11 protein-coding genes and 1 pseudogene are annotated in these 12739 nt (G+C 64.9%); 9 read left to right on the plus strand and 3 right to left on the minus strand.

Annotation, left to right across the window (positions count from 1 at the left end; all coding sequences use genetic code 11):
- A pseudogene (locus B3D39_RS06975) lies at window positions 1-140 on the minus strand (ferredoxin); the annotation flags it as partial.
- A 61-nt stretch (window positions 141-201) separates the two neighbouring features.
- Entirely contained in the window at window positions 202-804 is a 603-nt protein-coding gene (locus B3D39_RS06980) for a superoxide dismutase (protein WP_274963757.1), read from the minus strand.
- Between the two features lie 86 nt (window positions 805-890).
- Between B3D39_RS06980 and B3D39_RS06985 the strand changes: the two genes are divergently transcribed.
- Window positions 891-1571, plus strand: coding sequence for a helix-turn-helix transcriptional regulator (locus B3D39_RS06985; protein WP_274963756.1), 681 nt, complete (start codon window positions 891-893; stop codon window positions 1569-1571).
- Window positions 1568-2632 (plus strand): UDP-N-acetylmuramate dehydrogenase, encoded by a 1065-nt coding sequence (gene murB / locus B3D39_RS06990; protein ID WP_274963755.1) that lies wholly within the window; start codon window positions 1568-1570, stop codon window positions 2630-2632. Before B3D39_RS06985 ends, murB begins: the two co-directional genes overlap by 4 nt.
- 73 nt (window positions 2633-2705) lie before the next feature.
- On the opposite strand, the gene B3D39_RS06995 is transcribed toward murB, so the two are convergent.
- Window positions 2706-3728 (minus strand): LacI family DNA-binding transcriptional regulator, encoded by a 1023-nt coding sequence (locus B3D39_RS06995; RefSeq protein WP_274963754.1) that lies wholly within the window; start codon window positions 3726-3728, stop codon window positions 2706-2708.
- 172 nt (window positions 3729-3900) lie between these two features.
- Between B3D39_RS06995 and iolG the strand changes: the two genes are divergently transcribed.
- The 7 genes from iolG to iolD form a co-directional block, all read left to right on the plus strand.
- A complete protein-coding gene (gene iolG, locus B3D39_RS07000; RefSeq protein ID WP_274963753.1) occupies window positions 3901-4896 on the plus strand; it encodes an inositol 2-dehydrogenase in 996 nt (331 codons plus the stop codon).
- Between the two features lie 144 nt (window positions 4897-5040).
- Window positions 5041-5970 carry a sugar ABC transporter substrate-binding protein gene (locus B3D39_RS07005; RefSeq protein WP_078523447.1) on the plus strand — a complete coding sequence of 310 codons (930 nt, stop codon included), beginning with the start codon at window positions 5041-5043 and terminating at the stop codon, window positions 5968-5970.
- Between the two features lie 126 nt (window positions 5971-6096).
- On the plus strand, window positions 6097-7200 hold the full coding sequence (locus tag B3D39_RS07010) for an ABC transporter permease (protein WP_286789546.1): 1104 nt from the start codon (window positions 6097-6099) through the stop codon (window positions 7198-7200).
- A gap of 1 nt (window position 7201) precedes the next feature.
- Complete coding sequence (locus B3D39_RS07015; protein ID WP_078523445.1) at window positions 7202-8023, plus strand: ATP-binding cassette domain-containing protein; 822 nt, start codon at window positions 7202-7204, stop codon at window positions 8021-8023.
- 65 nt (window positions 8024-8088) lie between these two features.
- On the plus strand, window positions 8089-9213 hold the full coding sequence (locus B3D39_RS07020) for a Gfo/Idh/MocA family protein (RefSeq protein WP_274962037.1): 1125 nt from the start codon (window positions 8089-8091) through the stop codon (window positions 9211-9213).
- On the plus strand, window positions 9210-11129 hold the full coding sequence (locus B3D39_RS07025; protein ID WP_274962036.1) for a bifunctional 5-dehydro-2-deoxygluconokinase/5-dehydro-2-deoxyphosphogluconate aldolase: 1920 nt from the start codon (window positions 9210-9212) through the stop codon (window positions 11127-11129). Before B3D39_RS07020 ends, B3D39_RS07025 begins: the two co-directional genes overlap by 4 nt.
- A gap of 97 nt (window positions 11130-11226) precedes the next feature.
- Window positions 11227-12739, plus strand: a 1513-nt coding sequence (gene iolD, locus B3D39_RS07030) for a 3D-(3,5/4)-trihydroxycyclohexane-1,2-dione acylhydrolase (decyclizing) (protein WP_286789547.1), incomplete at its 3' end; no start/stop codon positions are given.

Genomic DNA, 12739 nt, shown 5'->3' on the forward strand with positions numbered 1-12739 from the left:
TCGCAGACGCCGCAGTCGATGCATTCATCGGGATGGATCACGAGAGCATTTTCGCCCTCATAGAAGCAATCGACCGGACAGACCTCGACGCAATCCATGTATTTGCAGGCGATGCAGTTTTCGGTGACGACGTATGTCATGGGGCGGGCTCATGAGCTTGGAAGAGGCCGTGCGCAGGTGGTGCGCACGGCGCTCGGTGCATCAGGCGAGGTTCGACGCCGCGAACTCGTAATTTGCGAGATTGTCGAGGAAGTTCGTCACGTAGTCCGGCCGACGGTTGCGGAAGTCGACGTAGTAGCTGTGTTCCCAGACATCGAGGCCCAGCAGCGCCGTGCCCTCGCCGGTGGCGAGCGGGTTCACCCCGTTGGGCGTCTTGGTCACGCCGAGGCTTCCGTCCGGCTTCTGGATCAACCAGGCCCAGCCCGAACCGAATTGCCCGGTTGCTGCGGCCTTGAACGCCGCTTTGAAATCGTCGACAGAACCGAAATCGGCGATCAGTCGCGACTCGAGTGCGCCGGGGATGCCGCCACCATGCGGCGAAAGGGCGTTCCAGAAATGGATGTGGTTCCAGTGCTGTCCCGCCTGGTTGAAGATGCCGTCGCGTGCGGGATCGCCGTAAGTGGCGACGACGATCTCCTCCAGAGTCTTGCCCTGAAGGTCGGCGGTCTTCTCGACGAAGCCGTTGAGCGCCGTCACATAGGCCTGATGGTGCTTGTCGTGGTGAAGTTCGAGCGTTTCCTGGCTCATGCCGCGGTCAGCCAGCGCGGCATGGGAAAAGTTCAGTGCGGGAAGTTCGAAAGCCATGTCAGGTCTCCTGCGGGGGTGGTTGCGCCGCAGCCTGCGGCGGGTTAATAAATCAAGTAAGTGCTTTGAAAAAGATTGAGGCGAATATGTCAAGCGATAGCTTGGAAAAATACGCGATGGAAGATTCAGGCTGGTCGCCGCGCTCCGCCTCTGAGCGCATCCTGATGGCGTTGAAGATGCACGGGGCGCTGACCTCGGCGCAGGTCGGGGCCCGCCTCGGCACCACCGGGGAGGCCGCGCGGCAGCAACTGCTGAAACTCGCCGAGGACGGGCTGGTCGCAGATGAACGTCGCGCCTCCGGGCGTGGGCGACCTGCGGTTTTTTGGCATCTGAGCGAAAAGGGGCAGGCTCGGTTTCCGGACACGCATGCTGCGCTGACCGTGGAAATTCTGCGCAGCATTTCCGGTGTTCTAGGGGAGGAGGCGCTCGAGCGCATCATCGAGGCCCGAGAGGCGACGACGCAGGCGCTCTACGAGGCGGAAATGACGGGCTGTGGCGATCTGGCTGCACGGGTCGAGAAGCTGGCCGAGCTGCGCAACGCCGAAGGCTACATGGCATCTGCCGAGCGTGATGCGGACGGTACCCTTCTCCTTGTCGAGAACCATTGTCCGATCTGCGCCGCGGCGACTTTCTGTCAGGGCTTTTGTCGGGCCGAACAGGCGGTGTTCAAGGCTGTTTTGGGCGAGGATGTCTCGGTCGAGCGGGTTGAACATATCGTCGAGGGCGGTCGCCGCTGCACCTATGTCATCCGCGACGCCGTGACATGAGCGCGGAGCGGCGGACCGACGTTGCGCGCGCTGGCAGGCCCGGTGCGTGGACGCCCCCCGTCACGCAGTCGCCGACACCGCTGAAGGCAGCGTTCGACTTGGGCCGCCGCAACACGCTGGGCTTGCGGTCGCAGGCCCGGTTCGGCGGGGTGCTGCACACAGAAGCCGAGATCATCGCCGCCGCGCAATATGCCGGGCGTCTCGGCCTGCCGTTTCACCTTCTGGGCGGCGGGAGCAACTGCGTCCTGGCCGAAGAGATCGACGGCGTGGTCGGGATCAACGGATTGCTTGGTCGCAGCGTGACGCGTGCTTCCGATGGTGTGCGCGTCACGGCAAAGGCGGGTGAGAACTGGGATGCCCTGGTGCGCTGGACGGTGGAGCAGGGTATCGGCGGCCTCGAGAACCTTGCCGGGATACCGGGCACTGTCGGCGCGGCGCCAGTCCAGAACATCGGCGCCTATGGAGTGGAGCTGAAAGACTTCGTCGAGAGCGTCGATATTATCGACACGAAGACATGGACCGCCCGACGCCTTTCGGCGCGCGACTGCGGCTTCGCTTATCGGCACAGCCGTTTCAAGGAGAGGCCGGGCGTTGAGCTTGTCACCGGGGTCACGCTTCGGCTGCCTACGGATTGGAAGCCGAATCTCGGCTATGCCGGTCTGGCTGACCTGTCCGGCTCACTCAGCCCGGACAGGATCATGAAAGCCGTTCTGGCTCAACGCGCGGCGAAGATCCCGGACTGGAGGGACATCGGCAATGTCGGGTCATTCTTTCACAACCCGATCGTCTCGGTCGCGACCGCGCGACGCTTGGCGGACGTCCCGGGGCATCCGGTGCCGGGCGGCGTGAAGCTCTCGGCGGCGAGGCTTCTCGATCTCTGCGGCCTGAAGAGGGTCCGCAGGGGCGGTGCCGGATTCTCTGAAACGCACGCGCTGATCCTCGTGAACCTCGGCGGCGCGGCGGTCGAGGACGTCATCGCGCTTGCCGAACACGCCCGAGAGACGGTCCGCGCGCGCTTCGGTGTCTCTCTCGTACAGGAACCGGCATTGATCGGGCGCTGAGCCGACATGTGTGCGTCGGACGGCGAATGATCAGCCCTCTATCCCCGTCGACCGATGCGCTTGCCCTCCGGCGTCAGGCGCTTGCGCGGGGGACGAGCTTGCCCTTGAACGCGCGGTCGAAGTCGCGGTCTTCGCTGCTTTCGAGCACTTCGACCAGATATTCGGCCATCTCCGTCAGGGGCTGGCGATAGGTGGTCAATGCGTAATTCGGGCTCTGGCATTGCGGCACGTCGTCGAAGCCCGTGACCGCGATATCCTCGGGAATGCGCAGGCCGAGCTTGTGCCGGATCACGTCGATCGCGCCGATGGCGAGCGCGTCGTTCTCGCAGACGAGGATGTCGGGCATTTCGTCGCGCGGGCGACCGGTGAGAATCCGGGTCACGACCTGCTCGGCGAGGATCGGGTCATAGGCGGGCACTTCGGCGAATTCGGGGATGGTCCCGAAACGCCGCTCCCAGCAGCCCAGAAAGGTTTCCTTGCGCAGCAGATGCGCGGAGTAGGTGCGCGGACCCGCGAGGAAGAGCGGGCGGCGATAGCCCTGTTCCGCAACATAGGCGGCGATCTCCTGCATCGCGGCAGCGTCGTCCACCGCGATCGAGATCGTGTCGGGATGGCGCGAGGTGCGCGCGAAGATAATCAGCTTGTGGAAACGTCGGGCGTGCAGAGCGGTCTCGAGAACCTCATCGTCGAACTGAATCCCGATCAGGATCGCGGCATCGACGCGGCGCTGGCTGGCGTTGAGGATCGCATGGCCCGCATCGTCGCGGTCGAGCGTGTTCACCAGAAGCGTATCCCAGCCATGCTTGCGCAGGATGCGCGTCAGCCGCTCCATCATCACCAGCTTATGCGGGTTGGCGAAGTCATCGACCAGCAGCGCGACGAGGTTCGAGCGATCCGAGGCCAATGCGGCTGCGCGCAGATCGGGCACGTAGCCGAGCTTGCTCGCCGCTTCCATCACCTTGGTCCGGGTCTTGGGCGAAATCGACGCGTCCTTCTTGAAGGCCCGGTTGACCGTCCAGCGCGAGACACCGGCAGCTTCGGCGACATCATCGGCGGTGATGTTGTTTTCGAAATTCGGTCTGCGCACGTCGCTCATCGGGTTCTCCTCAAAAGCTGACCTATCAGCTTTCTTGCCAGCATACACACAGAAAAGAGCGGCAGCGGAGTCCCATTTGCACGCGCGTGCAAAAAATTCTTGCACGCGCGTGCAAAACGGATGATGTTAGCGCCAGTCATCGGTCGAATCGGATCGGTTCTGGGAGGAATGCATGTTGAAAGTCGGGTTGCTGGGCGCCGGCCGTATCGGTCAGGTGCATGCGGTAAATATTGCCGGACATCCGGGCAGCACGCTCGTCGCGGTCTCGGATGTGAACGCGGAGGCGGCGCAGGCGCTCGCCGCGAAATACAACGCGAAAGCGGCAAGTTCCGAGGAGATCATCGCCAATCCCGACATCGACGCGGTGCTGATCGCCACCTCGACAGACACCCATTCGGATCTGATCGAGAAGGCGACGGCAGCAGGCAAGGCCGTGCTGTGCGAAAAGCCGGTCGATCTATCGCTTGAACGGGCGAAAGCCTGCCTCGCGGCGGTTTCGAAAACCGGCCAGCCTGTGATGATCGGCTTCAACCGTCGGTTCGACCCGAATTTCGGCGCGCTGCGCTCTGCCGCCCACGCCGGAGAGATCGGCAAAGCCGAGCTGCTTTCGGTCACGTCTTTCGATCCTGCGCCGCCGCCGGTTTCCTACATCAAGGTCTCGGGCGGGCTGTTCCGCGATATGATGATCCATGATTTCGACATGGCGAATTTCATCATGGACAGTGCGCCGGTCAGCGTTCGCGCGGTTGGCTCCTCCATCGTCGATCCGGCGATCGGGGAGGCGGGCGACGTGGATACGGCCGTGGTCACGCTGACCTATGCAGACGGGCGCATTGCCGTGATCAAGAATTCGCGCCGGGCTGTCTACGGCTACGATCAGCGCGTCGAATTGCTGGGCTCGGAGGGGCTGCTGACCGCGGCCAACATGCTGGAGAACACGGTCTCGAAATCGACCGTGGCCGGCGTCGCTTCGGCCAAGCCCACCTATTTCTTCCTCGAACGTTACATGCCCGCCTACGCGGCGGAATGGGACGTGTTCGTCACTGCTCTGGCGGAAGGTCGCCCGATGCCGGTGACGCTCGAGGACGGCGTGGCCGCACTCGCGATGGCCGAGGCCGCAACGAAATCCGCCAAGACGGGGGAGGCCGTCGATCTGGCGACGTTCTGAGGCTCTGCCTCGGAACGGACGGAAATCGCAGGCGCGAGGAGGCGCCTGTGGTTCAAAGGCCGAAGGGATCGGCCGGGCCGCATCGGACGCGACATGGAGGAGCGCGGTGCGGTGACAAACAGAAAGTGAATCTGGGAGGATCACATGAAACAGTTTCTGCGTGCTGCAGTTGCGGCCACCGCCGTGGCTTTCGCTGCACCGGCATTCGCGACGGATATCGTCGTGGTCTCGCACGGACAGGCCAACGACCCGTTCTGGTCGGTCGTGAAGAACGGCGTCGAACAGGCGGCGAAGGATACTGGCGTGAATGTCGAATACCGCTCGCCCGAGACCTTCGACATGGTCGCGATGAGCCAGCTGATCGACGCCGCCGTGAACCAGGAGCCCGACGGCTTGGTCGTCTCGGTTCCCGATGCGGACGCGCTTGGCCCGTCGATCAAGCGGGCCGTTGCCGCAGGCATCCCGGTGATCACGATGAATGCCGGATCGGATGTGTCGAAATCGCTGGGTGCGCTGCTGCATGTCGGTCAGGACGAATTCACCGCGGGTGAGCGCGCGGGTGAGAAGCTCAAGGAAATGGGTGGCAAGAACGGGCTCTGCGTCAACCAGGAAGTCGGGAATGTCTCGCTCGACCAGCGTTGCGCCGGTTTCGCCAAGGGCTTTGGCGGTCAGGTGAAAGTGCTGCCGACCACCAATGATCCGGCGGATATCGAGGCCAAGGTGCGCGCAGCCCTGCAATCCGATACGTCGATCGACACCGTGTTGGCGCTGGGTGCGGCGACGGCGGGTGAACCCTCGGTCAAGGCGGTCAAGGCGCTGGGTGAAGGTGGCGGCAAGATCAACGTCGCGAGCTTCGATCTGTCTCCGGGTTTCCTGAAGGATGTCGAGAATGGTGACGCGGCCTTCGCGATCGACCAGCAGCAGTATCTCCAAGGCTATCTGCCGGTGTCGTTCCTCGCTCTCAACGCGAAATACGGCCTGATCCCGGCGTCGAACGTGGCTTCGGGTCCGAACCTGATCACCAAGGACAAGGCGGCTCAGGTGGTCGATCTGTCGGCCAAGGGCATTCGCTGATCCGCGTCGGATGAGTTGATACCGGGATGCGCGCGAGCCCCTTGATGCGCGCGCATCCCACCGGCGCCACCGCGGGCGGTCGCGGAACCGAAAGCGCCACGAACCAGCATTCTCAGGGAGGGTATAATGCCTGCCGACTCCACGGTTACCGACGAGCGCGTCCGCGAGGAGACAGTTCTCGCGCGCTTGATGAAGCGACCCGAACTGGGCGCGATCGCCGGGCTCATTCTCGTGACTATCTTCTTTCTCTTCACCGCCAATGCGTCGATGTTCACCCTTTCGGGGATCATGAACTTCCTGACGCCCGCAGCCCAGCTTGGCATTCTCGCCATCGGCGCGTCGCTTCTGATGATCGGGGGAGAGTTCGACCTTTCGATCGGCTCGATGGTGGCCTTCGCGGGGATGATCTTCGGCGCGCTCGTGGTCAATCTGGGACTGCCGCTGATCGTGGCCATTCCCGGCACGCTGATCTTCGCTGGCATGATGGGCGTGGTGAACGGGCAGCTGGTGATCCGCACGGGCCTGCCCTCCTTCATCGTGACGCTGGCTTTCCTGTTCATTCTGCGTGGCCTGTCGCTCGTCGGGCTGAAATATCTGACCGGCGGCTCGACCCAGCTGCGCGGCGTGCGCGATGCGGTGGGCGATGACTGGCTGGCACCGTTCTTCTCGGGCGATGCGTTCACGGGGCTCTTCGCGAAGCTCGCCCAATGGGGCTGGATCGACACGTTCAAGTCGGGCGCGCCGAAAGTGCCGGGCGTGCCGGTCGAGATCCTGTGGTTCATCGGTATCGCGCTGTTTGCCACCTGGATCCTGCTGCGCACCCCTGCCGGCAACTGGATCTTCGCTGCCGGCGGCGACAAGAACGCGGCCTCCAATTCGGGCGTGCCGGTCAACCGGGTGAAGACGACGCTCTTCATCGTGACCGCCTGCTGCGCCGCGCTCGTCGCCATCATGACCGTGATCGACGCGGGCTCCACCGATGCGCGTCGTGGCTTCCAGAAGGAATTCGAGGCGATCATCGCCGCGGTGATCGGGGGCTCGCTGCTGACCGGCGGTTACGGCTCGGCGATCGGCGCCTTCTTCGGTTCGATCATCTTCGGCATGGTCGTGATCGGCCTGACTTACACCTCGATCGATCAGGACTGGTTCCAGGTCTTCCTGGGCGGGATGCTGCTGCTCGCCGTGATCTTCAACAACGTGATCCGCAAGCGCGTGACGGGGGAACGCTGATATGGAAATTGAGACCGCATTCCACCACGGCGCCGTCGCTGATGACGCCAAGCCCATCCTCGAGATGCGCGGCATCAAGAAGCACTTCGGCAACGTGATCGCGCTAGCCGGTGTCAGCTTCGATATCCGCCCCGGCGAGTGTCACTGCCTTCTCGGCGATAACGGCGCGGGCAAATCGACCTTCATCAAGACGATGTCGGGCGTGCACAAACCGACCGAGGGCGAGATCCTCTTTGAAGACAAGCCGATGAACTTCTCGAGCCCGCGCGATGCGATGGAGGCCGGGATCGCCACGGTGTTCCAGGACCTCGCGATGATCCCCCTGATGAGCGTGACGCGCAATTTCTTCATGGGGCGCGAGCCCACGAAAGGGGCGGGCCCGTTCAAGCGCTTCGACGTGGCGCGGGCTAACGAAGTCTGCGTCGAGGAGATGCGCAACATGGGCATCAACCTCCGCGGTCCCGATCAGGCAGTGGGCACCCTCTCGGGGGGCGAGCGCCAGACCGTTGCCATCGCGCGCGCGGTCTATTTCGGCGCGAAGGTTTTGATCTTGGATGAGCCGACCTCGGCGCTTGGCGTGCGCCAGACCTCGAACGTGCTCGCCACCATCGACAAGGTGCGCAAGCAGGGCGTGGGTGTCGTGTTCATCAGCCACAACGTGCGCCATGCGATGGCGGTGGGCGACCGCTTCACCGTGCTCAATCGCGGCAAGACGCTGGGCACCGCGACGCGGGGCGAGATCACGCCGAACGAGTTGCAGGACCTGATGGCCGGTGGCCAGGAGATGGCGCAGCTCGAGGGCTCGCTCGGCGGCACGATCTGACACGCGGGCAGGGGCGTCGCGCGTCCCTGTTACGGACAAGAATGACTTCAGATACCGAGGGTGACATGGCGCTTCCGATGCCCGAAACTCCGCTTGGCGTGGCCCTGATCGGGACCGGCTTCATGGGCAAATGCCACGCGATGGCGTGGCGCAACCTCGCGACCGTCTTCGGCGGCGCGCATCCCCGGTTGGAGATCCTCTGCGACAAACCGGCCGACAAGGCCCGCGCATTTGCCACGCAGTTCGGATTCGCACGCGCCAGCGATGACTGGCAGGCGACTTGTGCCGATCCGGCGGTCGATGTGGTCTCGATCACTGCGCCCAACGGGTTGCACCGCCCGATGGCCGAGGCCGCCCTGCGTGCGGGCAAGCATGTCTGGCTGGAAAAGCCGATGGCGCTGACGCTGGAGGATGCGCGGGCGATGGCCGGGCTCGCCGCGGAGCATCCCGGGCAGGTCACGATCCTTGGTTACAACTACCTTCGTTCGCCCGCCTTTCAGATGGCGCGCAAGCTGATCGCCGAGGGTGCGATCGGCACGCCCCGCGCGTTCCGGGGCGTCTATGACGAAGACTATTCCGCCGACTCGCGCCTCCCGTGGTCGTGGCGGATGACGCGCGAGGCTGGCGGTCTAGGCGCTTTGGGCGATCTGGGCTGCCACCTCGTCTCGCAGATGGTGGCGCTGATGGGGCCGGTGGAGGAACTGACCGCGATGACCCAGATCGCGATCCCCGAGCGCAGCTCCCCCGAAGGCCCCAAGCCGGTCGAGAACGAGGACAGCGCGATGGCGTTGATCCGGTTCGCGAGCGGCGCGCAGGGCTCCTTTGCCACGTCGCGGGTCGCGCGCGGGCGTAAGTGTCGCCTGCAATGGGAGATTCATGGCTCGGACGGCACCTTGGTCTTCGATCAGGAGAACATGAACGAGCTGTGGCTGCACCGCGCCGGAGAGGCGGGGTTCATCCGTCACCTGACCGGCCCCGATCAGCCCGATTTCGCCGCCTTCTGCCCCGCGCCGGGGCATAATTTCGGCTTCAACGAACAGAAAGTGATCGAGGCGCGCGACCTCTGCGCAGCCATCGCGGGCGGGCCGAATGCCGGCCCCGATTTCGCCGCCGGTCTGGAGATCGAGACGGTGATCCACGCGATGGCACGCTCCAACGGCGCCCCGATCCGGATCGGAGACATGGCATGAAAAACCTCGACGTGATCACGATTGGGCGGGCTGGCGTTGATTTGTATGGCGCGCAGATTGGCGGGCGTCTGGAGGATATGGGCTCGTTCGAGAAGTATATCGGCGGGTCTCCGACGAATATCGCCTGCGGGACGGCGCGGTTGGGGCTGAAGTCGGGCCTTGTCACGCGGGTGGGCGACGAGCATATGGGCCGCTTCATCCGCGAGCAGTTGCTGCGCGAGGGCGTCGATGTGGCTGGCGTGAAGACGGATCCGGAGCGGCTGACCGCGCTGGTGATCCTCGGCATTCGCGACGCAGAGCAGTTCCCGCTGATCTTCTATCGCGAGAATTGCGCGGATATGGCGCTGAGCGAGGAGGATATCGACGAGGCTCTGATCGCGCGGACGCGGAGCGTGCTCGCGACCGGCACGCATCTGTCGCATCCGCGCACGCGGGCGGCTGTCCTGAAGGCGCTGGAACTGGCGCGCAAGCATGGGGCCAAGACCGCGCTCGACATCGACTACCGCCCGAACCTTTGGGGCGTGGCGGGACATGGCGAGGGCGAGAGCCGCTTCGTCGAGAGCGCCGAGGTCACGGCCAAGCTGCAGGACGTGCTGCACCATTTCGACCTGATCGTGGGCACCGAAGAGGAGTTCCACATCGCGGGCGGATCGACCGATACGATCGAAGCGTTGCGTGCGGTGCGCAAGGTTTCCGACGCCACGCTGGTGTGCAAACGCGGCGCCGCCGGCGCGGTGGCTTTCGAGGGCGATATTCCCGACAGCCTCGATGACGGTCAGACTGGCCCGGGCTTCCCGATCGAGGTGTTCAACGTGCTGGGCGCGGGCGACGGGTTCTTCTCGGGCCTGATGAAGGGTTGGCTCGATGGCGAGAGCTGGCCGAAGGCGCTGGAATACGCCAATGCCTGCGGGGCCTTCGCGGTCTCGCGCCATGGCTGCACGCCCGCTTATCCCTCGCTGACCGAGCTGGAATTCTTCCTTAAGCGCGGCGTCACCCAGCCCGATCTGCGCAACGATGCGGAGCTGGAGCAGATCCACTGGTCGACCAACCGGCACACGCGCTCGCTGCCCGACTGGCCCGATTATCGGGTCTTCGCCTTCGATCACCGGATGCAGCTCGAAGAGATGCCGGGTTACACGCGCGAGAAGGGCGGGGCGTTCAAGGAGCTGTGCCTGTCGGCTGCAACCGAGGTGCAGGACGGGCGGCCGGGCTACGGTATTCTGTGCGATGACCGGATCGGGCGCGCGGCGCTGCATGCGGCCTCCGGGTCCGGCCTCTGGATCGGGCGGCCCTGCGAATGGCCGGGCTCGCGCCCGCTGGAACTGGAGCTGGAACTGGGCCCCGATTGCGGCGGGCTGACCCAATGGGCGCGCGAGGAGGTGGTGAAGGTTCTGTGCTTCTGTCACCCCGACGACGATGCCGAGACGCGGGCCAATCAAGAGGCGACGGTGAAGCGCCTCTTTACCGCGGCGCGCAGGAACGGGCTGGAATTCCTGCTCGAGGTCATTCCGTCCAAGGTGGGGCCGGTCGATGCCGACACCACCGCGACCCTGATCCGGCAATTCTACGAGATCGGCGTCTACCCTGATTGGTGGAAGCTGGAACCGATGGCGGACGCGGCCGGATGGGCCAAGGCCGTGGCCGCCATCGAGGAATACGACAAGCACACCCGCGGGATCGTGGTGCTGGGCTTGGATGCGCCCGAGGCGGAACTGGGGGCGAGCTTCGAGGTCGCGGCCGGGTTCGATCTGGTCAAGGGCTTCGCCGTGGGCCGGACGATCTTCGGCGACGTGGCGCGGGGCTGGATGGCCGGTGAGCTGAGTGATGCCGAGGCCGTGGCCGAGATGGCGCGGCGCTATACCCGGCTCTGCGGGATCTGGGACGCGGCGCGGGCGAAGGCGGCGAAGGCTGCGTGAGGTTTGAAGCGGGGAGGGGGCGCTGCCCCCGCTCCCTGACGGGAGCCCCCCGGGATATTTGGGCCAAGAGGAAGTGGCCCCAGAGAGGAAGAGAGAGATGAGCGAGACGATCCGGCTGACCGCCGCGCAGGCGATGGTGAAGTGGCTCTCGGTGCAGATGACCGAGGATGGCGAGCGGTTCATCGAAGGGATGTGGGCGATCTTCGGGCATGGCAACGTGGCCGGGATCGGCGAGGCTTTGCATGCCTACAAGGACGTCTTCCCGACCTGGCGCGGGCAGAACGAGCAGACGATGGGTCATGCGGCGATCGCCTATGCCAAGGGCAAGAAGCGGACGCACGCGATGGCGGTGACGTCAAGCATCGGGCCGGGCTCGACGAACCTCGTGACGGCCGCCGCGCTGGCGCATGTGAACCGGCTGCCGGTGCTGATCGTGGCGGGCGACGTGTTTGCCACGCGCCGTCCCGATCCGGTGCTCCAGCAGGTCGAGGATTTTGACGACGGCACCGTCAGCGCCAATGACTGCTTCCGGCCGGTCTCGCGCTATTACGACCGTGTCTCGCGGCCTGAGCATATCCTGTCCGCGCTGCCCCGCGCGCTGCGGGTGATGACCGATCCGGCCAATTGCGGCCCCGCCGTGCTGGCCTTCTGTCAGGACACGCAGGCCGAGGCTTACGATTACCCGGTGGAGTTCTTCGAGCCCCGCGTGTGGCGCATTCGCCGTCCCGCTCCCGCTGCGGGGGAACTGGCGCGTGTGGCTGAGATGGTGAAGGGGGCCAAGCGCCCGGTGATCATCGCAGGCGGCGGTGTGGTCTATAGCCAAGCCGAGGACACTCTGGCCGAGTTCGCGTCGACGCATCAGATCCCGGTGGCCGAGACGCAGGCGGGCAAGTCGAGCCTCGCGCAGAGCCATCCGATGAGTTTCGGGGCCTCGGGCGTCGACGGATCGGCGGCGGCCAATACCGCCTCGCAAAACGCCGATCTGGTGATCGGGGTGGGCACGCGGTTCCAGGACTTCACCACCGGCTCGCGGACGCTGTTCGGGGCAAGGGCGAAGCTCGTCTCGATCAATATCCACGGCTATGACGCGGCCAAGCACGGGGCGGAAAGCCTCGTGGCCGATGCCAAGATCGCGCTGGAGATGCTGAGCGCGGCGCTTGGCGATTATCAGGCCGAGGCCCCCGATGCCGATGCCCGCGAGGACTGGCTGCGCGCGGTCGACGCCTATTGCGCGCGGCCCATTGATCAGTCGGCACTGCCGACCGACGGTCAGGTGATCGGGGCAGTGCAACGTGCGACCGGCGAGGATGCGGTCGCGATGTGTGCAGCCGGCACGATGCCCGGCGCGCTGAAGCTGCTGTGGAAGCCCTCTCAGGGCGGCTATCACATGGAATACGGCTATTCCTGCATGGGCTATGAGGTGGCGGGTGCGATGGGCCTCAAGCTCGCGCGGCCCGAGCGTGAGGTGCTCTGCTTCGTCGGCGACGGCTCTTACATGATGGCCAATGCGGAGCTCGCGACGGCTGTGATGCGCCGCGTGCCCTTCACGGTGATCCTGACCGACAACCGCGGCTATGGCTGCATCAACCGGCTGCAGACGATGGGCTGCA

The sequence above is a fragment of the Thioclava sp. UBA3469 genome (assembly GCF_002378135.1).
In the GTDB taxonomy this organism is placed as follows: domain Bacteria; phylum Pseudomonadota; class Alphaproteobacteria; order Rhodobacterales; family Rhodobacteraceae; genus Thioclava; species Thioclava sediminum.